23 protein-coding genes are annotated in these 22,584 nt (G+C 74.3%); 15 read left to right on the top strand and 8 right to left on the bottom strand.

What is annotated here, in order from left to right; all coding sequences use genetic code 11:
• The first annotated feature begins 14 nt into the window (after positions 1-14).
• Complete coding sequence (locus ABT006_RS01090) at positions 15-638, top strand: HAD family hydrolase (RefSeq protein WP_350701732.1); 624 nt, start codon at positions 15-17, stop codon at positions 636-638.
• 28 nt (positions 639-666) lie between these two features.
• Complete coding sequence (locus ABT006_RS01085) at positions 667-1,053, top strand: cold-shock protein (RefSeq protein ID WP_091098926.1); 387 nt, start codon at positions 667-669, stop codon at positions 1,051-1,053.
• Here the strand turns inward: ABT006_RS01085 and ABT006_RS01080 are convergent.
• A complete protein-coding gene (locus ABT006_RS01080; RefSeq protein ID WP_350701730.1) occupies positions 1,014-1,907 on the bottom strand; it encodes a 1,4-dihydroxy-6-naphtoate synthase in 894 nt (297 codons plus the stop codon). The genes ABT006_RS01085 and ABT006_RS01080 overlap by 40 nt on opposite strands.
• 676 nt (positions 1,908-2,583) lie before the next feature.
• Between ABT006_RS01080 and ABT006_RS01075 the strand changes: the two genes are divergently transcribed.
• Positions 2,584-3,486: a GNAT family N-acetyltransferase gene (locus tag ABT006_RS01075; RefSeq protein WP_350701729.1), complete on the top strand. Its 903-nt coding sequence runs from the start codon at positions 2,584-2,586 to the stop codon at positions 3,484-3,486.
• Positions 3,487-3,592: 106 nt separating this feature from the next.
• On the opposite strand, the gene ABT006_RS01070 is transcribed toward ABT006_RS01075, so the two are convergent.
• Complete coding sequence (locus tag ABT006_RS01070) at positions 3,593-4,243, bottom strand: futalosine hydrolase (protein WP_350701727.1); 651 nt, start codon at positions 4,241-4,243, stop codon at positions 3,593-3,595.
• Positions 4,240-5,898, bottom strand: coding sequence for an MFS transporter (locus tag ABT006_RS01065; protein WP_350701725.1), 1,659 nt, complete (start codon positions 5,896-5,898; stop codon positions 4,240-4,242). Before ABT006_RS01065 ends, ABT006_RS01070 begins: the two co-directional genes overlap by 4 nt.
• Before the next feature lie 87 nt (positions 5,899-5,985).
• On the opposite strand from ABT006_RS01065, the gene ABT006_RS01060 reads away from it, so the two are divergent.
• Complete coding sequence (locus ABT006_RS01060) at positions 5,986-6,825, top strand: DUF3027 domain-containing protein (protein ID WP_350701723.1); 840 nt, start codon at positions 5,986-5,988, stop codon at positions 6,823-6,825.
• Between the two features lie 171 nt (positions 6,826-6,996).
• Here the strand turns inward: ABT006_RS01060 and ABT006_RS01055 are convergent, their stop codons facing one another.
• The gene (locus ABT006_RS01055) at positions 6,997-7,245 is read right to left on the bottom strand and encodes a DUF2530 domain-containing protein (protein ID WP_350701721.1); all 249 of its coding nucleotides are present in this window, start codon (positions 7,243-7,245) and stop codon (positions 6,997-6,999) included.
• Between the two features lie 88 nt (positions 7,246-7,333).
• Here ABT006_RS01055 and ABT006_RS01050 point away from each other — a divergent pair, with 88 nt between their 5' ends.
• From ABT006_RS01050 to thpR, 5 genes are all read left to right on the top strand, one after another.
• Entirely contained in the window at positions 7,334-8,812 is a 1,479-nt protein-coding gene (locus ABT006_RS01050; protein WP_350701719.1) for an NCS2 family permease, read from the top strand.
• A 119-nt stretch (positions 8,813-8,931) separates the two neighbouring features.
• A complete protein-coding gene (locus ABT006_RS01045; RefSeq protein WP_350701717.1) occupies positions 8,932-9,381 on the top strand; it encodes a MarR family winged helix-turn-helix transcriptional regulator in 450 nt (149 codons plus the stop codon).
• A gap of 71 nt (positions 9,382-9,452) precedes the next feature.
• Positions 9,453-10,736, top strand: coding sequence for an MFS transporter (locus tag ABT006_RS01040; RefSeq protein WP_350701715.1), 1,284 nt, complete (start codon positions 9,453-9,455; stop codon positions 10,734-10,736).
• Between the two features lie 103 nt (positions 10,737-10,839).
• Positions 10,840-11,349: a hypothetical protein gene (locus ABT006_RS01035; RefSeq protein WP_350701714.1), complete on the top strand. Its 510-nt coding sequence runs from the start codon at positions 10,840-10,842 to the stop codon at positions 11,347-11,349.
• A 13-nt stretch (positions 11,350-11,362) separates the two neighbouring features.
• Positions 11,363-11,941 carry an RNA 2',3'-cyclic phosphodiesterase gene (thpR, locus tag ABT006_RS01030; RefSeq protein WP_350701712.1) on the top strand — a complete coding sequence of 193 codons (579 nt, stop codon included), beginning with the start codon at positions 11,363-11,365 and terminating at the stop codon, positions 11,939-11,941.
• Between the two features lie 188 nt (positions 11,942-12,129).
• Here thpR and ABT006_RS01025 read toward each other — a convergent pair whose 3' ends face one another.
• The 4 genes from ABT006_RS01025 to ABT006_RS01010 form a co-directional block, all read right to left on the bottom strand.
• Positions 12,130-13,116, bottom strand: a complete 987-nt coding sequence (locus ABT006_RS01025) for an aldo/keto reductase (RefSeq protein WP_350701710.1) — start codon at positions 13,114-13,116, stop codon at positions 12,130-12,132.
• Between the two features lie 76 nt (positions 13,117-13,192).
• On the bottom strand, positions 13,193-14,272 hold the full coding sequence (gene sepH, locus ABT006_RS01020; RefSeq protein ID WP_350701708.1) for a septation protein SepH: 1,080 nt from the start codon (positions 14,270-14,272) through the stop codon (positions 13,193-13,195).
• A 187-nt stretch (positions 14,273-14,459) separates the two neighbouring features.
• A complete protein-coding gene (serC, locus tag ABT006_RS01015) occupies positions 14,460-15,587 on the bottom strand; it encodes a phosphoserine transaminase (protein WP_350701706.1) in 1,128 nt (375 codons plus the stop codon).
• Positions 15,588-15,841: 254 nt separating this feature from the next.
• Positions 15,842-16,948 carry a citrate synthase 2 gene (locus tag ABT006_RS01010; RefSeq protein WP_350685273.1) on the bottom strand — a complete coding sequence of 369 codons (1,107 nt, stop codon included), beginning with the start codon at positions 16,946-16,948 and terminating at the stop codon, positions 15,842-15,844.
• Positions 16,949-17,229: 281 nt separating this feature from the next.
• Here ABT006_RS01010 and pdxH point away from each other — a divergent pair, with 281 nt between their 5' ends.
• The 6 genes from pdxH to ABT006_RS00980 all read left to right on the top strand — a co-directional run bounded on the left by pdxH (position 17,230) and on the right by ABT006_RS00980 (position 22,509).
• On the top strand, positions 17,230-17,859 hold the full coding sequence (pdxH, locus tag ABT006_RS01005) for a pyridoxamine 5'-phosphate oxidase (RefSeq protein WP_350702662.1): 630 nt from the start codon (positions 17,230-17,232) through the stop codon (positions 17,857-17,859).
• Positions 17,856-19,157: an MFS transporter gene (locus tag ABT006_RS01000; protein ID WP_350701704.1), complete on the top strand. Its 1,302-nt coding sequence runs from the start codon at positions 17,856-17,858 to the stop codon at positions 19,155-19,157. Before pdxH ends, ABT006_RS01000 begins: the two co-directional genes overlap by 4 nt.
• A 54-nt stretch (positions 19,158-19,211) precedes the next feature.
• Positions 19,212-20,141, top strand: a complete 930-nt coding sequence (locus tag ABT006_RS00995; RefSeq protein WP_350701702.1) for an aldose 1-epimerase family protein — start codon at positions 19,212-19,214, stop codon at positions 20,139-20,141.
• A 12-nt stretch (positions 20,142-20,153) separates the two neighbouring features.
• Positions 20,154-20,756: a nitroreductase family protein gene (locus tag ABT006_RS00990; protein ID WP_350701700.1), complete on the top strand. Its 603-nt coding sequence runs from the start codon at positions 20,154-20,156 to the stop codon at positions 20,754-20,756.
• 187 nt (positions 20,757-20,943) lie between these two features.
• Positions 20,944-21,249, top strand: a complete 306-nt coding sequence (locus tag ABT006_RS00985; protein ID WP_007454850.1) for a type II toxin-antitoxin system VapB family antitoxin — start codon at positions 20,944-20,946, stop codon at positions 21,247-21,249.
• Between the two features lie 99 nt (positions 21,250-21,348).
• Positions 21,349-22,509: an acyl-CoA dehydrogenase family protein gene (locus ABT006_RS00980; RefSeq protein ID WP_350701698.1), complete on the top strand. Its 1,161-nt coding sequence runs from the start codon at positions 21,349-21,351 to the stop codon at positions 22,507-22,509.
• The last annotated feature ends 75 nt before the right edge of the window (positions 22,510-22,584 follow it).

Genomic DNA, 22,584 nt, shown 5'->3' with positions numbered 1-22,584 from the left:
GTAGGTTTCTGCGCATGCCCGCACTGACGGTCGGCTTCGACCTCGACATGACCCTGGTCGACTCGCGCCCCGGCATCGCCGAGACCTACCGGGCGCTGACCGCCCTGACGGGGGTGCACGTGGACGCTGAGGCCGCCGTGTCCCGGCTCGGCCCGCCGCTGCGTACCGAGATCGCCCGCTGGTTCCCGCCGGAGCAGGTCGACGCGGCCGTCCGCACGTACCGCGAGCTCTACCCGGCGTACGCGATCACGCCCACCGTCCCGCTGCCCGGCGCCCGCGAGGCGATCGACGCGATCCGCGCCCGCGGCGGCCGGGTGCTGGTGGTCACCTCCAAGCTGGGCCGCCTGGCCCGGCTGCACCTCGACCACCTCGGACTGGCGGTCGACGAGCTGGCCGGCGACCTGTTTGCCGAGGAGAAGGCGACCGCGCTGCGCGAGCACGGCGCCACGCACTACGTCGGCGACCACGTGGCCGACATGGTGGCCGCGCGGGCGGCGGGCGTGCCCGGCATCGCCGTCGCGACCGGCCCGTGTTCGGCCGACGAACTCCGCGCCGCCGGGGCGGAGGCGGTGTTGGATGATCTCACCGGATTCCCGGCGGCGCTGGACGGGATGATCCGGCTAGCCTTGGGGCAGTAGACGTCTCAAGCGAAGCAGGGGTTCTCAGGTGCCGACGGGTCGAGTGAAGTGGTTTGACGCGGCCAAGGGATACGGATTTGTCACCAGCGACGAGGGTGGCGACGTGTTCCTTCCCAAGACCGCGCTGCCGGCGGGTGTCACCGACCTCAAGGGCGGTCAGCGGGTCGACTTCAGCGTGGTGGACAGCCGCCGGGGCGCGCAGGCGATGGGGGTCAAGCTGCTCGACGCCCCGCCGTCGGTGGCGGAGCTGCGCCGCCGGCCGGCCGAGGAGTTGCACGGCCTCGTCGAGGACATGATCAAGGTGCTGGAGGCGAAGGTGCAGCCGGACCTGCGCCGGGGCCGCTTCCCCGACCGCAAGACCGCGCAGAAGATCGCTCAGCTGGTCCACGCCGTCGCGCGCGAGCTGGAGGTCTGAGGCACCAGCCCGGCGGCGGCGGCCCGACCGAGCAGCGCCTCCACGGCGGCGAACCCGGCGTCCCCCAGGTCGGCGGTGAACTCGTTGACGTAGAGGCCGATGTGTCGGTCCACCACGTCGGGCTCCATCTCCTGCGCGTGCGCCAGCACGTAGTCGCGGCTCGCCGCCGGGTCGGCCCAGGCCCGGCGGACCGACTCGCGGATCCACCCAGCGGCGGCCTCCGGGTCCACCGCGCCGCGCCGGGCCAGGATGGCGCCGAGGGGGATGGGCAGGCCGGTGTCGGCCTCCCACCACTCGCCCAGGTCCACCAGGGCGGTCAGGCCGTGCCGCGGGTAGGTGAAGCGGGCCTCGTGGATGACCAGGCCGGCGTCGTACCGGCCGGCGGCCACGCCCGGCATGATCTCGTGGAACGGCACCACCTCGATCCGCGCCGGCGGCCGGTCCGCCGCCCAGAGCCGGAAGAGCAGGTACGCCGTCGTCCGGTCGCCGGGCACCGCCACGGTCGCGCCGGTGAGGTCAGCCCGGTCGGCGAGGCCAGCGCGGTCGGCGTGCCCCGCGCCGCCCGGGCGGTCGGGTCGGCCGGCGCCGTCGCCCCTGGTCAGCACCAGCGGGCCGCAGCCACGGCCGAGCGCCCCGCCGCAGGGCAGCAGGTGGTAGTCCTCCAGCAGCCACGGCAGCGCGGCGTAGCTCACCTTCACCAGGTCGAACGCGCCCCGCTCGGCGGCCGTGTTGGTCACGTCGACGTCGGCGTACGTCACCTCCACCGGCGGCGCGTCGGGCACGAGGCCGTGCACCAGGGCGTGGAAGACGAACGTGTCGTTGGGGCAGGGCGAGATCGCCAGCGAGAGCGCCACGCCCCCACGGTATCCCCGCCCGCCGCGGGCCGGCTCCGCCCGGTACCCGCGACTGTGACCTGCCCCGCGACGTGAAGCCGTCCGCGACGGGCGCGACGGGACCGGGACACACCCACGGTGCCGAGCCGCGCTCCGCCGGCCTCACGCGACGATAGGGCCACGGGCCACAGGGACACGAGGCACGGTGTCGAGCGGGCCGTCGGTGGCGACACCGGGTAACGGTGTCGAGCCGGCCCCGTCGGTGGCGTCACCAGCCCCGTTCGGCCCCTGTCGAGCTGCCCTCACAGATGGGGCACGCCCCGGCCAGAAGGGCTGGGCCGGTACGCACCGGTGGTCTCATAGGCGGGGCAGCTCGACAGCGACCGCGCACGGCTTCCGCGGCGGCGCGTGCAGTGGCTGTGGTTGCGACTACGGCTGTGGCCGGCGACCGGCGACCGGCTGCGCCACCGGATCGGCTATGGCTGTGGTTGTGGCTGCGCCGGGCCGGGCGCGCTACGGGCAGACCGGCGCCAGCTCGGCTCGGCCGGGCTGCGGGTCGACGGGAGGCAGCTCGGCTCGGGCGTGGTGGTCCGCCCAAGGGCCTCCGGCTGCACACAACCATGCGGTTATCCACAGGCTTTTCCACAGGTGGGCGGCTGTTGTTGAAGTCGGCCCACTCCATGGCGACGATCGAGGTGTGACGGAGCGGAGCTGGCCGATCGACGTGGGGGCGGCGCTGCGCGCACTGCGGCGCCAGGCAGACCTGAGCCAGCGGGAACTGGCGCGGCGGTCGGGCGTGCCCAAGAGCACCGTGGCGCGGATCGAATCCGATCCGGGAGCCGATCCGAGGTTGCGGACGGTGGAGCGGTTGGTCCGGGCCGCCGGCGGGGAACTGGTGGTCGGTGTCCGAGACGCCGGGCCCGACATGCCAGACGCCTTCCCAGATGACATCGCAAGAACCAGCACGTCGTCCTCGGTCGAGCCGGGCACCCTCGCGGTGCTGCCGGCCGTCCCACACGACGGACGACGCGACGAGGGCGGTCGCCGCTATCCCGCGCACCTCGACGTCCGGGAGGTCCGGACGCTGAAGGACTGGCCGGGCGCGTGGTGGGGGCACTGGTGCGTACCGCCGGAACAGTGGCCGGTGCGGGTGCCCGAGCGGACGTACGACCTCGACCGCGGGCGGCGCGACGAGCGACGGGTACGGGAGCGGCTTCGCGCCGCCGTGGGGTTTCGCCGGGTGACCGAGGACGTGCCGGACGGGTGTTGGCGATTCGTGGCCGAACTGCCCGGTGGCGGGCCGGTCGGCGAGTTGCGGGCGCACGAACGGAGCGAGGACCTGTTGCTGGGTGAGGACGTCGGCGGCCGGCGGGAGATGGTGCTGGACGGTGTGGTGGTGGCACCCCAGCTGCGCTTCCTGGGCATCGGCCGCCGGCTGCTCCAGCTCCTCGCGGAGGAGACGGACAGGACCGGTATCCGCACCGTGCTCGCGACCGCCGGGGCCGGCGGGAGCGACTTCCTGCTCGCCTGCGGCTACGAACTGGAGGCGTGCCGACCGTGGTCGCTGCGGCTCGACCGTCGGCCGGCGGTCACGGGCTGACGGTCCTGTGCGGGCAGGCAGCGGGCGGGCAGGCAGGCCACCGTGCGGCAGGCAAGCGGGAAGGCAGGCGGCGGGAAGGCAGGCCGGGCAGGTTGGACGGGTCAGGTCAGGTCAGGGCGGCGGCGGCGGTGGTCAGGGCGGCCAGCGCCTCGCGCATGCGCCACGCGTCGCGGTCGCGGGGGCCGATCGGGTTGGAGACGGTACGCAGCTCGACGAACGGGAGGCCCGCCTGGGCGGCGGCGACGCCCACCCCGTACCCCTCCATGGCCTCGGCGACCGCGTCCGGGTGCCGCCGGCGCAGCGCGTCGGTGCTGGCGGCGGTGCCGGTGACCGTGCTGACGGTCAGCACCGGGCCGACGGTGGCCGCCGGGAGCGCGGCCCGCAGCCGGGCGAGCAGGCCCGGGTCGGCGGCGAGCGCGGTGCTGCCGCCCAGCCATTCCGGGGGCATGCCCAGCTCGTCCACGGGGATGAAGCCGGCCGGCGACTCGGCGCCGAGGTCGGCGGCCACGGACACGGTGCCCAGCACCGTGGCGCCCACCTCCACCCGGCCGGCGAAGCCCCCCGCCACGCCCGCGCTGACCACGCCGTCGTAGGGCCGGCCGGCGGCCTCGGCGAGCACCAGCAGCCGGGTCGTGGTCGCGGCGGCGACGGCCGGGCCGACCCCCACCGGCAGCACCGTGGTCGTCTGGTCGGCGAGGCCGGCGCGGATCGCCTCGGCCTCGGCGGGGACCGCCGTGACCACCAGCAGAGCGGTCACGAGAGCGGCCCCTGCGGCTCCCGACGGGTCTCGTCGTCCGTCCCGCCCGGCCCGCCGACGGCCGACGAGGGCCGGTAGATGTGGTAGCCCGGCGGTGCCAGGCCGGGGTCGTCCAGCGGAGAGCCGCCCTGCGTCGGGGCGGGGGAGGTGGGCGTGGGGTCGTGTCGGCGCCCGGCCTCCGGGTCGGGGGAACCCGCGTCGACGGTGCCCGGGGAGCCCGGGGCGTCGGGGTCGGTTCCGTCGGTCCCGTCGGCCAGCTCGTCGTCGCCGAGCGGCCGGCCGAGCAGGCGCTCCGCGCGCAGCCGGCCGGCCACCACCAGGCCCCGGGCGGCGGCCACGGTGCCGACGACGGCGACGACGACGATCCCGATCCGGCCGTCGAAGGGTACGAGCCCCAGCCCGCCCCCGGCGACGAAGGCGAGCATCAGCACCGTCTCCGAGTGGGCGAAGGAGCTGGCCCGCAGCCGCTCCGGGATGCGTTCCTGGATCGAGGCGTCCACGGCGAGCTTGGCGATGCCGCTGTTCAGCGCGGCGACCAGGCAGAGCAGGGCGACCATGGGCAGCGAGAACTTCAACGCGGCGAGGATCGCCACCCCGGCGACGACGACCATGCCGCTGGACTGGATCGCGGCGGGTCGGTGGATGCGCAGCCGGGTGCCGACCGCGGTGGCCAGGAAGGTGCCCACGGCGAGCGCCGCGCCGACCAGGCCCAGCGCCGCCTCGTCGCCGAGGTCCCGACCGAAGGCCACGGTGGTCAGGTCGCCCGCCTTGATCGCGAACGCCAGGAAGAGCAGCAGGAAGCCGTAGACCGCGCGCAGCGTCGCGGCGCCGATCAGGGTGGCGATCACGAGCCGGCCCGCCGGTCGCCCCCGGCCCAGCGGGCGGTCCCCGGTGCGGCGACCCAGCGCCCGCAGCGGCCGGGGCACCCGCTCCGGCGGCTCCGAGTCGGCCTTCGGGGGCAGCCGCAGGGAGATCACCATGCCGACCAGGAAGATGACCGAGGCCACCCGGAGCGGCCACTGCGGCCCGAACCAGAAGGCGGCCAGGCCGATCGGGGCGACCAGCGCGCCGGCCACCGTGCCGTAGACGCTGGCCCGGGCACCCACCTGGGACAGCCCGAGCCCCTCCGGGAGCAGCCGGGGCACGGCCGCGGAGCGGGCCACCCCGTACGCGCGGGAGAGCGCCAGCACGCCGAAGGCCGCCGGGTAGAGGCCGAAGCCGTGGATGTAGTCGGAGATCAGCCAGGCCAGGAAGGCCCGGCCGAGCATGGTGGCGGCCAGCGCGTACCGCCGGCCGTGCCGGAAGTGGTCGAGCAGCGGGCCCACCACCGGGGCGAGCATGGCGAACGGCACCATGGTCACCAGCAGGTAGAGGGCGACCTTGCTGCGCGCCTCGCCGAGCGGGACGTTGAAGAAGATCGTCCCGGCCAGGCCGATGGCGATCAGCGTGTCCCCGGCGCAGGAGACCGCGTGCAGGTCGAAGAGGCGGACCATGCCGACCTCGTCCCCGGCGCCCCGGGCGCGGGCCCGGCCGGCCCGGCGGGTCATCCAGCGCCCACCGCTGACCGAGCCCCGGAACAGCAGGCGGACGGCCTTGATGCCGGTGCCGACGGTCTGCCCGAGCACGGACCGCCCGGAGCGGGAGAACAGCGGCATGCCCACCATCCTCGCCCATCCGGTCCGCGCACGCCGCACCACTGCGCCAGAACGTCCTCGGCGGGTGCCTGTCGGTCGGCCGTACGCATGGGGAACAATGGTCGGGTGACCAGGCCCGCCTCCGCCCGCGCCGCTCGTCTCGACCAGGTCTGCGCCGCTGCCGTCGAGGTGGCGCGCGACGCCATCACCGAGGTCAACGCCTCGGACATCGGCGACCACCTGCAGGCCGTCGCGGAGGGCGACCGGCTCGTCACCCACTACTTCGAGTGCCGGCTCGCCGGCTACCGCGGCTGGCGGTGGGCGGTCACCGTCACCCGGGTGCCCCGCAGCCGGCACGTCACCGTCTGCGAGACGGTGCTGCTTCCCGGCGCGGACGCGATGCTCGCGCCCGGCTGGCTGCCCTGGCAGGAGCGGCTCAAGCCGGGTGACCTCGGTCCCGGCGATCTGCTGCCCACCCCGGCGGACGACGAGCGCCTCCAGCCCGGCTACGTGCTCTCCGACGACCCGGCGGTCGAGGAGACCGCCTGGGAGTTGGGGCTCGGCCGGGCCCGGGTGCTCTCCCGGGAGGGGCGCAGTGAGGCCGCCCAGCGCTGGTACGACGGCGACCACGGCCCCTCCGCCGCGATCTCGGTCGCCGCTCCCGCCGCCGCCCGCTGCGGGACCTGCGGCTTCTACCTGCCGCTCGCCGGCGCCCTGCGGCAGTCCTTCGGCGCCTGCGGCAACTTCTACGCCCCCGACGACGGCCGGGTGGTCAGCGCCGACCACGGCTGCGGCGCGCACTCGGAGACCCTGATCGAGGCCGCCGACACCCCGGTCGACGAGATGCCGACGGTCTACGACGACAGTGCGGTGGAGCCCGTGTCGGTCAGCCGGGCGCCGGGCTCGGTGGAGGCCGCGGAGCCGGCGGAGCCGTACGGCCATCCCTGACGGGCCGGCCGCGCCTGACGGGCCGGCCGCGCCTGACGGGCCGGCCGCGCCTGACGGGCCGGCCGCGCCTGACGGGCCGGCCGCGCCTGACGGGCCGGCCACCCCTGACGGGCCGGCCACCCCTGACGGGCCGGCCGCGCCGCCGGGCCGGCGGCGCGGCGTCGTCGCAGGTCAGTGGCCGGCGCGGCGGCGGCGTCGGTTGGCGTCGTGCCGCATCATCACGGCGAGACCGGGAAAACCCCACAGGAAACCGGCCAGGCAGATCCACAGCCAGTCCTGGTGACCGTGCGCGGTCAGCCAGCCGCGGAAGAAGACGAGCAACACCAACCCGGCGAGCGCCCAGGCCGCCATCCCGGCGAGGGCGAACGGCACCATCGGCGGGTCGAGCGGCTCGGGGCGCGGCGGCTGCTCCTTCGACACGCGGCAAGCGTACGCGATCAACTTTCGCTGCTGGCCCGTGATCTGCGACGATGCGGCGCGACAACGGAAGATCACCTGCGAGGACCTGATGGCAGTAGCACCACCCGACAACGGAACACCACCCGATCCGGCTCACCCGCGTAACGGTTTCGACCGGTTCTTCGAGATCTCCGCCCGTGGCTCGACGATGAGCCGCGAGGTACGCGGTGGCCTGGCGACCTTCTTCACGATGGCGTACATCGTGGTGCTCAACCCGCTCATCATCGGTGGTGCCGTCGACGGCGACGGCCAGAAGCTCCCCATCCCCGCCCTCGCTGCGGCCACTGCCCTGGTCGCCGGCCTGATGACGATCCTGATGGGCGTCGTCGGCCGGTTCCCGATCGCGCTCGCCGCCGGCCTCGGCGTCAACGCGCTGGTCGCATACGAGATCGCCCCGGAGATGACCTGGGCGGACGCGATGGGCCTCGTGGTGATCGAGGGTGTGATCATCGCGGTGCTGGTGCTGACCGGCCTGCGCACGGCGGTGTTCCGCTCGGTGCCGACGCAGATGAAGACGGCGATCGGCGTCGGCATCGGCCTCTTCCTGACCATCATCGGGCTGGTCGACGCCGGCTTCGTCCGCCGCGTCCCGGACTCGGCGAACACCACCGTCCCCGTCGGCCTGGGCTTCGACGGCACCCTCGGCAGTTGGCCGATGCTGGTCTTCGTGGTGGGCCTGCTGTTGACCGTGGTGCTGCTGGTACGCCGGGTCAAGGGCGCGATCCTGATCGGCATCCTCGGCTCCACCGTGCTGGCGGTCGTCGTCGAGGCGGTGGCGAACATCGGGCCGTCCTTCGTCGACGGCAAGCCGAACCCGAAGGGCTGGGCGCTGAACGTTCCCGAGCTGCCGAAGACCTGGCTGGACGTGCCGGACCTGTCGCTGCTCGGCAACTTCAACGTGTTCGACTCGTGGAGCCGGGCCGGCTGGCTCGTCGTCCTCATGTTCGTGTTCACCCTGCTGATCACGGACTTCTTCGACACCATGGGCACGATGGTCGCGGTCGGGCAGGAGGGGAGCATGCTCGACGAGCGGGGCACCCCGCCGCGGGCCAAGGAGATCCTGCTGGTCGACTCGATCGCGGCGGCGGCCGGCGGCGCGGCGAGCACGTCGAGCAACACGTCGTACATCGAGAGTGCCGCCGGTGTGGCGGAGGGCGCCCGCACCGGCGTCGCCAACCTGGTCACCGGCGCCCTGTTCCTGCTGGCGATGTTCCTGGCGCCGCTGGTCGTGGTGGTGCCGTTCGAGGCGGCCTCCACCGCGCTGGTGGTGGTCGGCTTCCTGATGATGACCGCGGTGCGGACGATCGACTGGTCCGACTACGAGATCGCCATCCCGGCGTTCCTCACGATCGTCCTGATGCCCTTCACGTACTCGATCTCCAACGGCATCGGCGCCGGCCTGATCACCTACGTGGTGGTGAAGCTCGCCAAGGGCAAGGCCCGGGAGATCCACCCCCTGCTGTACGGGGTGGCCGCCCTCTTCGTGCTGTACTTCCTGCGCGGGCCGATCGAGTCCCTGGTGCTCTGACCACCCTCCGCTCCGGGCCGGTGACCGAATCGGGTAGCCGGCCCGGAGCAGGGCAAACTTCTCGTGACCATGGTCATATCGCAGCTCATTAGCCAGGCTCATTAGTTAAGCTAACTATCGTGACGGAGCGGACGGTGACGGCGAAACGCGTGCCACCGGCGCAGCTCGCACCACAGCTGCGTGATGCGATCACCCGACTCAACCGACGGGTCCGCCAGGCCCGGCCGGTCGGCGACCTCACGGTCACCCAGCTCTCCGCGCTCACCAGCCTCCAGCTGGCGGGCGCGCTGACGCCCCGGGAACTGGCCGACGTCGAACGGGTACAGCCGCCGACGATGACCAAGATCGTCGCGAAGTTGGAGGAGCGCGGCCTCGTGCAGCGCACCCCCCATCCGACCGACGGCCGGCAGGTCATCCTCGCGGCGACAGAGGGGGGACGGGCGGTGCTCGACCAGTTCGAGCGCGTCCGCGACGAGTGGCTGGCCCACCGGCTGGCCGAGCTGACCGAAGCAGAACGGGACACCCTGCGGCAGGCCGCCGAGATCCTTCAGCAGCTCGCCCGCGCCTGACCCGCGCGCCTCGCACCCACCGCGCCGTCCGCCGTCGATGACGCGTACGACCGCGAGGAGGCGCACAAAGAGTGCAGGCGAAGCTGAGCACGATGTTCCAGTCCCTACAGGTCCGCAACTACCGGCTCTTCGCATCCGGGCAACTGATCAAGCTGATCGGCGTCTGGATGATGTTCATCGCCCAGGACTGGCTGGTCCTCGAGCTCTCCGACAACTCCGCCACCGCGCTCGGCGTGGTCACCGCCCTCCAGTTCGCTCCCGTCCTGCTGCTCACCCTGCTCTCCGGGCGGCTCGCCGACCGCTACGACAAGCGGATGCTGCTCTTCGTCGCCAACGCGTTCTGGACCGTGCTGGCGCTCGCGATGAGCCTGCTGGTGATCACCGGCCTCGTGCAGCTCTGGCACGTGTTCGCGTTCGCGGCCCTGCTCGGCGTCGCCAACGCCGTGGAGACCCCCGTCCGGCAGGCGTTCGTCTCGGAGCTGGTCGGCACGTCGCTGCTGCCGAACGCGCTCTCGCTGAACGCGGCCGTGTTCAACTCCGCCCGGATCGTCGGGCCCGCCGCCGCCGGCCTGGCCATCGCCGCGTTCGACGTGGGGCCGGTCTTCCTGTTCACCGCGCTCAGCTCGATCGCCCCGCTGGTCAACGTCGTCCGGATGCGCCCGGCCGAGCTGCACCGGGAGGCGCTGCCGCCGCGCGACGAGCGGGCCTCGGCCAAGGTCGTCGACGGCCTGCGCTACGTCTGGCGCCGCCCCGACCTGCTACTGCCGATGGCGGTGATGTCGGTGATCGGCATGTCGCTGTTCAACTTCCAGCTCACCCTGGCCGCGCTCGCCAAGACCGTGTTCCAGACCGGGGCGGCCTCGTTCGGGCTGTTCAGCACCGCGCTGGCGGTCGGCGCGCTGGTCGGGGCGCTGGCCGGCACCGGGCGGCGCAGCCGCCCGTCGGTCTGGGTGGTCCTCGGCGCCGCGGTCGGCTGCGCCAGCTTCGGCACCCTGGTCGGGCTCGCCTCGGCGTACTGGATGGTGGTGGCGCTCCTGCTGCCCACCGGGTTCTTCATGGTGTTCTTCGCCCAGGCCGCCAACCAGCGGGTCCAGCTCGGCACGGACGCCGCCTTCCGGGGCCGGGTGATGGCCCTGTGGGTGCTGGTGTTCCTCGGCACCAACCCGGTCGGCGCGCCGCTGATCGGCTGGGTGGCGGAGACCTACGGCGCGGGCGCCAGCATCTGGATCGGCGGGCTCGTCTCGCTGGCCACCGCCCTGATCGCGCTCACCTGGCAGCTCCGCCGCGCCGGCGCCCGGCTGCGCTTCCGCATCCTGCCGATGCCGCGCTTCTACGTCACCTCCACCGACTGCTGACCGCCCTCGCCGCCCGGGGTGGGACGATCCGTCCCATCCTGCGGATGGCGTGGATGCGGCCAATCCGGTGGCGGCCCGGGGGGATCGGGCTTAGCGTCGATGCGTGGAGGTCGGACGCGGGGTGCTGCTGGTCCTGGCCTTCGTGGGCGTGGCCAGCCTGCCGGCGGTGATTGCCGCGGTCTTCTGCGCCGACGAGATCATCGACCGGGTCGCCTGCGGGTGGGCCGAGTGGCGGGAGCGCCGGCGGGAGCGGCGCACCATCGCCCGGCTGGACCGGGCCGTCGAGGCCGACGCGCTGACCCGCGACATCGACCTCACCGACTTCGATCGGCCCGACCGGCGCCCGCTGGAGCAACTCGCCGCCGACCTGCGGCGCCTGCGCGGCCAGGGCGCCAGCACCGACGGCCGGCAGCCGGTCTGGCACGGCACGGTGCTCCGGGCGTACGACGACCGGCTCCGGCTGGCCTGCCGGGCGCTCGGCATCACCGAGCACCTGACCGAGCTGGAGGGCGTCGACCTGGAGCTGGAGCGGGTCCGGGTGGAGGGCCTCCTGCACGCCGCCGGGCTGACCCTGCCCGCCGCCCGGGCCGGTCACCGGCAGCGCCACCACTGAGCGGCGGGCCGGCGTGAGGCTCTTCGTCGCGGTCTACCCGCCGCCGGAGGCGATCGCGCACCTCGGCGCGCAGGTCGCCCGGTTGCGGGTCGGCGCGGCGGCCGCCGCCGGGATCAACGTCCGGCTCGCCGACCCGGCCACCGCCCATGTCACCCTCGCCTTCCTCGGCGACGTCGAGGCGGACCGGCTGGTCGACGTGGAGAGCGCGCTGGGGCTGGCCGCCGAGTGGTCCCGGGAGGGCCGTTCCGCCGCGCCCCGGCTCCGGTTCGCCGGCGGCGGGCGCTTCGGGCGGGGCCGGTTCACGGTGCTCTGGGCCGACCTGCGGGGCGAGGTGGAGCAGCTCCAGGTGCTGGCCCGGCTGATCCGCTCCCGGCTGCGGCACGCCCGCCTGCCACACGACGAGAAGCCGTTCCGCCCGCACCTGACGGTCGCCCGACCGGGTGACCGGGTGCCCGACGTCGACGTGACGGCGGACCTGGCGACCCTGGACGGCTACGAGGGCCCGGCGTGGCCGGCCGCCGAGATGGTGCTGATGCGCAGCCACCCCGGCCCCCGCCCCACCTACGACCGCCTGGCCGCCTGGCCCATCTGACCGCCCGGCCACGCCAGCCAGTGGCCGGCCTGGCCCATCTGACGCCGGCCACGCCAGCCAGTGGCCGCCGGTGCCCGTGTGACCGCCCGGCCACGCCAGCCCGGGCGGACGTCGCCGCAGGCCCCGGCCGGCGGCGCCCACCCGTGGAGCCGGCGGTCGCCCGCCGCCGGCTCCACCGCCGGCGCGTGCTACCAGGCCCAGGCCTCCGGGCCGGGGCCGCCGTTGCCGACGGGCGGGAAGAGCTGGTCGAGCCGGGCGAGGGCGTCCTCGTCGAGGCTGACGGTCAGGGCGCCCAGGGAGCGGTCGAGCTGGTCGGCGGTGCGCGGCCCGATGATCGGGGCGGTCACCCCCGGCCGGGACAGCAGCCAGCCGAGCGCCACGTCCGCCGGGTCGTGCCCCAGCTCGCCGCAGAGCTTCTCGTACGCCTCGATGGTCGGCCGGTGCTCGGCGAGCGCGTCGGCGGAGCGGCCGCTGGCGCCGCGCGCGGCCCCGCCCTCGGCCATCTTCCGCAGCACCCCGGCGAGCAGCCCGCCGTGCAGCGGCGACCACGGGATGATGCCGAGCCCGTGGTGCTGCGCGGCGGGCACCACCTCGAGTTCGACGTGCCGGGTGAGCAGGTTGTAGATGCACTGCTCCGAGACGAGACCGAGGAAGTGGCGCTTCGCCGCCGCCTCCTGCGCCACCGAGATGTGCCACCCGGCGAAGTTGGACGACCCGACGTAGAGCACCTTGCCCTGGGCGACCAGGGTCTCCATGGCCTGCCAGATCTCCTCCCACGGCGTGGCCCGGGAGACGTGGTGCATCTGGTAGAGGTCGATGGTGTCGGTCTGCAACCGGCGCAGCGAGTCCTCACAGGCCCGGATGATGTGCCGGGCGGACAGGCCCTGCTCGTTGGGCCACTCGCCCATCTTGCCGTAGACCTTGGTGGCCAGGACGACCTTGTCCCGCCGGCCGCCGCCCTGGGCGAACCAGCGGCCGATGATCTGCTCGGTGATCCCCTCGCCGGTCTGCCAGCCGTAGACGTTGGCGGTGTCGAAGAAGTTGATGCCGTGTTCGAGGGCCCGGTCCATGATCGCGAAGCTGTCCGGCTCGGTCGTCTGCGGCCCGAAGTTCATCGTGCCGAGGCAGAGGCGGCTGACCGACAGGCCGGTGCGGCCCAGGTTCGTGTACTCCATACGGCCACCCTGCCACGGCGGCACTTCGAGTGCCTCGCGCCGACTCCGGCGAACGCTCGCCGCCGGAGTCGACGCGTCAGGAGGACTCGCGGGCCGCCGGCCCGCTGCCGAAGAGGACGTCGTCCCAGCTCGGCAGGCGCTTGCGGGGCTTGCCCCCGGCCTCGGCCGACTCGCCGGCAGCAGCCGCCGGCGCGCCCGTGCGGCGGGGCCGGAGCACCGCCAGGGACGGCACGGCCGGCACCTCCTTGGGCGCGTCCGAGTCGTCGTCGAACGCGGAACCCTGCCCGCCGCCGAGCAGCGCCGCCGCGCCGCCGCCGACCGGCCGCTGCCGGGGCGCGTCCTGCCCCGCCAGGGCGGCCGGGGAGCGCGGGTCGAGCCCACGGCCCGAGGTCGAGCCGAGTGGACGGTCGAGGGAGGCGAGCAGGGCGTCCCGCCCGGCCCGGATCGGGTCGCGGCCCGGCCGGCTGTGCTCGGCCGGCGCAGGCAGGCCGTGCCCGCCTCGGCTCGGCTCGCCGCGCGACGGGCCGGGCAGCGCGTGACCGCCCCGCTCCGGCGCCGGCTCCTGACCGAGGATCGGGGTGGGCCGCTCGGCGCAGAGGTATTGCGCCATGTCGTCGTGCGGGGTGACCGCCTGCCGGGTCTTGTCGAGATCCCAGACCGCCTGTGCGGTCGCCTTGCCCGACGGCCAGGTCGCGACGATCCGCCAGGTGCCGTCGTCGCGGCGCCACGCGTCCCAGGAGATCTTCTCGGTGTCGATCCCGTGCTGGGCCAGCCGGCCGTTGACGACCTCGGCGAGCGGGGTCGGCTTCTCCGCGCCCTTGAGCCGGGTGCGCCGGGCGTGCTGGGCGAGCATGGCCCGCTCCTGGAGCACCGGGCCGGCGTAGCGCAGCACCCGGTCGACCGGCACGCCGGCGATCCGGGCGACGTCCTCGGCGGACTCGCCGGAGCGGATCCGGGCCTGGATGTCGCGTGGGGACAGTGAGGGCACCGGGTCGGCGGCGGCCGGGGCCACCGCGAGCGGCGGGGCACCGGGCTCGGCGTGCAGCGCGCCGGCGATGCGGTCGTCGATGGGCAGGGCGAGCAGTCGCCCGACCTCGTCGGCGAGCACCAGGGCCTGGCCGTCCTCGGAGAGGGCGACGAAGCGTACTGGGCGCATAGCGTTGCCTCCGTCCCGCTTCGCTGGCCGTCACGCCACGAGCCGGCCACCCGGGCGTCTCGCACCACCGTACGCGCATCTTCCCCGAGGTGGGGGATGCGACACCCGCATGTCGCGACTGAGCTGCGGCGATGATCACGTTCGGTGGCCGCCGTACGGCCCGGCGGCCACCGAACGTGACGGCGGCCTAGAGCCGCTCGACCACGTAGTCGATGGACGCGGTCAGCGCCTCGACGTCGGCCGGCTCGACGGCCGGGAAGAGCGCGACCCGCAGCTGGTTGCGGCCCAGCTTCCGGTAGGGCTCGGTGTCCACGATCCCGTTGGCGCGCAGCGCCTTGGCGATCGCGGTGGCGTCGACCCCGTCGGCGAAGTCGATGGTGGCGACCACGTTGGACCGCAGCGCCGGGTCGGCGACGAACGGCGTCGCCACGTCGGAGCGCTCCGCCCAGCCGTAGACGATCGCGGCGCTCTCGGCCGTGCGCTTGGCCGCCCAGGCCAGCCCGCCCTGCGCGTTCATCCAGTCGGTCTGCTCGGCGGCCAGGAAGATGGTGGCCAGGGCCGGGGTGTTGTAGGTCTGCTCCAGCCGCGAGTTGTCGATCGCGGTGACCAGGTCGAGGAAGGCCGGGACGTAGCGGCCCGACGCCTTGATCTCGCCGGCCCGCTCCAGGGCGGCCGGGGACATCAGGGCCAGCCAGAGACCGCCGTCGGAGCCGAAGCACTTCTGCGGGGCGAAGTAGTAGACGTCGGTCTCGCCGACGTTGACGTCGAGCCCGCCGGCGCCGGAGGTGGCGTCGACCAGCAGCAGCGAGCCCGGGTCGGCGCCGGCCACCCGGCTGATCGGCACCGCGACGCCGGTCGAGGTCTCGTTGTGCGGGGTGGCGTAGACGTCGACCCCCGCCTCGGCCACCAGGCTCGGGGCGGTGCCGGCCTCCGACTTGCGGATGGTGGGCTCGCCGAGGAAGGGGGCGTCCTTGACGGACTTGGCGAACTTCGCGCCGAACTCGCCGAAGCTGGCGAACTGCGCCCGGTCCCGGACCAGGCCGAACGTCGCGACCTCCCAGAACGCGGTGGTGCCGCCGTTGCCGAGCACCACCTCGTAGCCGTCGGGCAGGGAGAAGAACTCGGCGATGCCACGGCGCAGCCGGGCGACCTGGTCGCGGACGGTCTTCTGCCGGTGGGAGGTGCCCAGGTAGCTGGTCGCCACGTCGGCGAGGGCGGAGACCGCCGCCGGACGGACCTTGGACGGCCCGCAGCCGAACCTTCCGTCGGCGGGCTTGAGGTCGTCGGGAATCCGGATGGTCGGTGCGTCAGCCACGGTTGTCGAGATCCTTCCGCATGTGCGATGGCGGGCCCGGTCTTCAGGCGGGCGCGGATCGACGGCGGACGCGCGCGGGCGCGCGGGGCGGCCGGGATCCGGGCCGGTCCGGCGACACTGCCGGCCTTCATCCTCCCATCCGGGCCGCCCGATCCGGCCGCTGGTCCCACACCCGGGCGTGAGTCGTCCGCCACAAAGGTGCGGGCACGCGCGAGGGGCCCCGTCCGCGGACGGGGCCCCTCGGAGGTACGCGGTCAGACGCCGTGCGGGATGGCGTCCCAGCCCTCGACGTCGCTGGGCTTGCGGCTGCCCGGGCCCACGTAGCGGGCCGACGGGCGGACCAGCCGCTGGAGCTTCTTCTGCTCCAGGATGTGCGCGCTCCAGCCGCCCATCCGGGCGCAGGTGAACATCGAGGTGAACATGTGCGCCGGCACCTCGGCGAAGTCGAGCACCACGGCCGACCAGAACTCGACGTTGGTGGCGAGCACCCGGTCCGGGCGACGGGCCTGCAGCTCGGCCAGCGCGGCCTTCTCCAGCGCCTCGGCGATCTCGAAGCGCGGCGCGCCCAGCTCCTTGGCGGTGCGGCGGAGCACCCGGGCGCGCGGGTCCTCGGCCCGGTAGACCCGGTGGCCGAAGCCCATCAGCCGCTCGCCCCGGTCGAGGACGCCCTTCACGTAGCCCTCGGCGTCGCCGCTGCGCTCGACCGCCTCCAGCATGCTGAGCACGCGGGAGGGGGCGCCGCCGTGCAGCGGGCCCGAGAGGGCGCCGATGCCGGAGGAGATGCAGGCGGCGGCGTCGGCGCCGGTGGAGGCGACGATCCGGGCGGTGAAGGTGGAGGCGTTCAGGCCGTGCTCGGCGGCCGAGATGAAGTAGGCGTCGACGGCCTTGACGTGCCGCGGGTCCGGCTCGCCGCGCCAGCGCTTCATGAACCGCTCGACGATGGTGGACGCCTTGTCGATCTCCTTCTGCGGCACCGCCGGCAGGCCGAGGCCGCGGGCGGACTGGGCGACGAAGGACAGCGCGGTGACGGACACCCGGGCGAGGTCCTCGCGGGCCTGCTCGTCGGAGATGTCGAGGAGCTGGTCGAGGCCCCAGTAGGGGGCGAGCATCGCGACCGCGGACTGCACGTCCACCCGGATGTCGCCGGAGTGCACCGGCACCGGGAACGGCTCCGCCGGCGGCAGGCCCGGGCCGAACCGCCCGTCGACCAGCAGCGCCCACACGTTGCCGAAGGAGACCTGGCCGATCAGATCCTCGATGTCGACCCCGCGATAGCGCAGCGCGCCGCCTTCGCGGTCGGGTTCGGCGATCTCGGTCTCGAAGGCTACGACGCCCTCCAGCCCGGGTTTGAAATCGGCCATGTCATCTCTCCTGGGTCTGCTCGGTGCGCCCGGCCAGCCCTCACCGGCCAGCCGGCCGAGTGCCCCAGGCGACCCTCATCAGGGATGTGTTCGTGACATCTTGCCTGCTGGGTACCGGATCCGCGACCCGCTGCGACTGTGCTGCACGCGACATCCCCCGCCCGGGACGGCCCGGACGCGTCGGCGACACTGGGCGGTGCGGCCTGGCCTGCTCGGAGGGCGTGGGCCGGGTCGACGGGGAGGGAGAGAAAGTGACGGGCGACACAGTGCTCCCGGCCGCGATGCGTAACGAGTACGCCGCGGACCTGGGCCTTTCCGAGGCGGACCTGGCCGCCGACTGGCACACCCAGTTCGACCGCTGGTTCGCCGACGCGGTCGCCGCCGGGCTGCCCGAACCGAACGCGATGGTGGTCGGCACCGCCGACGCCGCCGGCCGGCCGAGCGCCCGGACGGTGCTGCTCAAGGGGTACGACCCGGAGGGCTTCGTCTTCTTCACCAACTACGGCTCCCGCAAGGGCGCCGAGGTGGCCGCCAACCCGTACGCCAGTCTGGTGTTCCCGTGGTTCCCGATGCAGCGGCAGGTGGTGGTCGCCGGCCGGGTGGAGCGGGTCGACCGGGCGGAGACCGAGGCGTACTTCGCCAGCCGGCCGCGCGGCTCCCAGCTCGGCGCCTGGGCCAGCACGCAGTCCCGGGTGGTCCCCGACCGGGCGGCGCTGGACGCGGCGTACCGGGCGGCGGCGGAGCGGTTCGCCGAGGTCGAGCTGATCCCGGCGCCGCCGCACTGGGGCGGGCTGCGGGTGCGGCCGGAGTCCGTGGAGTTCTGGCAGGGCCGGGCCAGCCGGCTGCACGACCGGCTGCGGTTCCGGCGTGCCGGGGCCGGGGAGTGGGTCGTCGAGCGGCTGGGTCCGTGACCCAGCTCAAGGAACCCCGGCCGCGCGGGCTGCGCCGGTTCGCGATCGACCTGCGCCCGCTGGCCGTGCCGGCGTACCGGCGGATGTGGCTGGGCAACGGCATCGCGATGTTCGGCATGCAGTTCACCGCGGTGGCCGTGCCGGTGGAGATGTACGCGCTGACCGAGGACTCGCTCTGGGTCGGGCTGATCGGCATCGCGGCGTTCGTACCGCTGCTGGTCTTCGGGCTTTGGGGCGGCGCGGTGGCCGACGCACGCGACCGGCGCAGGGTGCTGCTGGCCACCTCGGCGGTGCTGTGGGCGTCGACGCTCGGCCTGCTGGCGCAGGCGCTGCTCGGGGTCGGCAGCCCGCTGCTGCTGCTGGTGCTGGTGGCGGTGCAGTCGATCGCCTTCGCGATCAGCTCGCCCACCCGCAACGCGATCCTGCCCCGGCTGGTGCCGCTGGACCTGGTGCCGGCGGCGAGCACGCTGAACTTCACCACCTACACCGCGGCGGCGGTCTTCGGGCCGCTGGCCGCGGGCCTGATCTTCGCCCGCTGGGACACCGAGGTCGGCCTGCCGATCGCGTACGCGCTCGACGCCGTGCTGTTCACCGTCGCCGTCTGGGCCACCTTCCGGCTGCCGGCGATGCCGCCGGAGCCGGACCCGGACGGGGGCGACACCCCCCGGCGGGCCGGGCTGGCCAGCATCGTCGACGGGCTGCGCTACCTGTCCACCACACCGGTGCTGCTGCTCTCCTTCGCCATCGACCTGATCGCGATGGTGCTGGCCATGCCCCGCGCGCTCTTCCCCGAGATCGCCGAGGAGCGGTTCGGCGGCGGGGCGGCCGTCGGCTGGCTCTACAGCGCGATCGCGCTCGGCGCGATGCTCGGCGGGCTCAGCTCCGGCTGGATCGGCCGGCTGCGCCGGCAGGGCCTGGCGCTGGTGGCGGCCGTGGTCGCCTGGGGTCTCGCCGTGGCGGCGGCCGGGCTCGCCGGCCAGCTCTGGCTGATGGTGCTGCTGCTCGCGGTGGCCGGGGCGGCCGACCTGGTCAGCGCGGTGCTGCGGCAGTCGATGCTGCTGGTCTACGCGCCGGACCGGATGCGCGGCCGGCTCATGGGCGTCAACACGGTGGTCATCGCGGGCGGTCCGCGCCTGGGTGACCTGCGGGCCGGGGCGGTCGCGGCCGGGTTCGGCGGCGGGGTCGCCTGGGTCAGCGGTGGGCTGATCTCGGCGGCGCTGGCGGTGCTGCTCGCGGTGGTGTTCCCGGCGTTGCTGCGCTACCGGGCGGCGTCCGCCTCCGGCGGCGGGCGGGGCTGACCGGCCGGGTCGGGGCGAGCGACACGCACGGCGCGAACCGTTAGGGTCGCCCGCATGGACATCCCCGACCAGCGGTCGCCTTCGGGCGCACAGTGGGCCATTTCCGGCGCCGGCCACGAGGCCGTCATCGTGGAGGTGGGCGGCGGGGTGCGGACATACCGGCACGACGGGGTCGACCACCTCGACGGGTACGACGCCGACGAGATGTGCCCCGGCTGCGCCGGGCAGGTGCTGGCCCCGTGGCCGAACCGGATCCGCGACGGTCGCTACACCTTCGGCGACCGGTTGTTGCAGCTCACGCTCAGCGAGCCGGACCGGGGTGTGGCCATCCACGGGCTGGTCAGTTGGGTGCCGTGGCGGCTGCTGGACCGGTCGCCCGACGCGGTGACGGTCGGTTACGACCTGCCGCCGCAGCCCGGCTACCCGTGGCCGCTGCGGCTGCGCACCCGGTGGAGCGTCGGCCCGGACGGGCTGCGCGCCGAGCACGAGGCGACCAACCTCGGTGCCGAGCCGGCGCCGTTCGGCTTCGCCGTGCACCCGTACCTGCGCGTGCCCGGGGTGGCGGTGGACGACCTGTCGATGCGGCTGCCGGCCCGGAGGCGGTTGCAGGTGGACTCCCGGCTGCTGCCGATCGGTGCCAGCGAGGTCGCCGGCACCGAGTACGACTGGACCAGCCCCCGACGGATCGGCCGCGCCCGGCTGGACCTCACCTTCGGCGACGTGATCCGCGACGACGACGGCGGCTCGACGGTCGCCCTGTCCGCCCCGGACGGCTCGGCGGGCGTGCGGATCTGGGCCGACCGGGAGTTCGGCTGGTGGCAGGTGTTCACCGGCGACGCGCTTCCCGGGCAGCGGTGTCGCCGTTCCGTCGCGGTGGAGCCGATGACCTGCCCGCCGGACGCGTTCCGCTCCGGCCGGGACGTGATCACCCTGAAGCCGGGTGCGACGTGGCGGGGTGTCTGGGGCGTACGGCCCGGGGTCTGAGCGGGGGAGCACATGGAGTTCAGCGAGGTGGTCCGGCGGCGCCGGATGGTCCGCAACTACGACCCGGACCGTCCCGTGCCGCCCGACGTGGTGGAGCGGCTGCTCGACCACGCGGTCCACGCGCCGTCGGCCGGCTTCGCCCAGGGGTGGGGGTTCCTGGTGCTGGAGGAGCCGGCGGACCGGGACCGGTTCTGGGCGGCGGCCACCCCCGGCGGGGGCGGCCGGGAGCGCTGGCTGGCCGGCATGCGCCGGGCCCCGCTGATCGTCGTGCCGCACGCGAACCGCTCGGCCTACCTGGAGCGGTACGCGGAGCCGGACAAGGGCTGGGCGGACCGCTCGGCGGAGCGCTGGCCGGTGCCCTACTGGTACGTCGACACCGGCTTCGCCGCCCTGCTGATGCTGCTGACCGCCGTGGACGAGGGACTGGGGGCGTGCTTCTTCGGCATCCCGCCGCAGCGCCTCGACGCCTACCGCGAGGCGTTCGGCGTGCCAGCCGAGTACGAGCCGATCGGGGCGGTCACCGTGGGTTACCGGGCGCCGGACCACCGGTCACCGTCGCTGCGCCGGGGACGGCGTCCGGTGGACGAGGTGATCCGGCGCGGGCGGTGGAGCTGACCGGCTCCGGGCGTTTCGCCCGGTTGAGAACCGGACGGTGGGTAGTGAAACTGACATCAGGGAGCAGAACGCGGGGTGCCGCAGCCCGCTACGCTGGCACGGTCATCGGCACCGCGGGTCGTGGTGCCACGCCGCGACCCGGCCCCGCGTGGGTCGGCCGGGCCTAGGGGGAGGGGAGCGTGCCGTCGTGATCTTCAGAGCGGTCCGGGACGGGCGTCCCTACCCGGAGCACAACCTGACGCTCAAGCAGTGGGCGGAGATCCCGCCGCGGCCCCTGCGCCTGGACCAGTTGATCACCACCAAGCGCGAGCTGGCGCTGGACAAGCTCCTCGCCGAGGACTCGACCTTCTACGGCGACCTCTTCCCGCACGTGGTGCAGTGGAACGGCGGGCTCTACCTGGAGGACGGGCTGCACCGCGCGCTGCGGGCGGCGCTCCAGCAGCGCAACCAGATCCACGCCCGGGTGCTCGTCCTCTCCGAGCCGATCGAGTGACGAGGGCCCGCGTCGCCCGCGCTGTCTCCGACGCCTGCGCCTCGTGATGCCCGCGCCTCGTCCGACGCCCGGGCCTGAGGCTTCGTTAAGGTGGCTGCCATGAGCCGTACCGACCTGCTCGACCTGGACTCCTCGCTCACCGAGGAGGAGCGGCAGATCCGCGCTGTCGTGCGCCAGCTCGTCGACGACCGGGTCCGCCCGCACGTCGCCGGCTGGTACGAGGAGGGCCGGGTGCCCGCCCGGGAGCTGGCCGTCGAGTTCGGCAAGCTCGGCCTGCTCGGCATGCACCTGACGGGCTACGGCTGCGCCGGCGCGTCGGCCGTCGCGTACGGGCTGGCCTGCCTGGAGCTGGAGGCCGGTGACTCCGGCGTCCGCTCCCTGGTCTCGGTGCAGGGCTCGCTGGCCATGTACGCCATCTGGCGCTACGGCAGCGAGGAGCAGAAGCAGCGCTGGCTGCCGTCGATGGCGACCGGCGAGGCGATCGGCTGCTTCGGCCTGACCGAGCCCGACCACGGCTCCGACCCGGCGTCGATGACCACCCGGGCCCGCCGCGACGGCGACGACTGGGTGCTGACCGGCGCCAAGATGTGGATCACCAACGCGCCGATCGCCGACGTCGCGGTGATCTGGGCGCGCACCGACGACGGCGTGCGCGGCTTCGCCGTACCGATGGACACGCCCGGGGTGACGGCGCGGGAGATCCGGCACAAGATGTCGCTGCGCGCCTCCGTCACCGGGGAGGTCGTGCTCGACGACGTGCGGCTCCCGGCGGACGCCCGGCTGCCCGAGGCGGTCGGGCTCAAGGCGCCGCTGAGCTGCCTGACCGAGGCCCGGCACGGCATCGTCTGGGGCGCCCTCGGCGCGGCCCGCGACTGCCTGGAGACCGCCCTGGAGTACGCCACCACGCGCACCCAGTTCGGCCGGCCGCTGGCCGGCTTCCAGCTCACCCAGGCCAAGCTCGCCGACATGGCCGTCGAGCTGAACAAGGGCGCGCTGCTGGCGCTGCACCTGGGGCGGCTCGCCGACGCCGGGCGGCTGCGCCCCGACCAGGTGAGCGTGGGCAAGCTCAACAACGTCCGGGAGGCGCTGGCCATCGCCCGGCAGTGCCGCACCATCCTCGGCGCGAACGGCGTCTCGGGGGAGTACCCGGTCATGCGGCACGCCAACAACCTGGAGAGCGTGCTCACCTACGAGGGCACGTCGGAGATCCACCAACTCGTCATCGGGCAGCGGCTGACCGGGCTGTCGGCCTTCGCCTGACCTGCGGTATCCGCCCGCCCGGCCGGTGTCCTCGCCGGCCCCCGCGAGGCGCCATCGCCCGGCCGCGCCGCTCGG

Source organism: Micromonospora sp. NPDC002717 (assembly GCF_040295705.1).
Classification (GTDB): domain Bacteria; phylum Actinomycetota; class Actinomycetes; order Mycobacteriales; family Micromonosporaceae; genus Micromonospora.
This window is presented reverse-complemented; position numbering and strand designations above follow the sequence as displayed.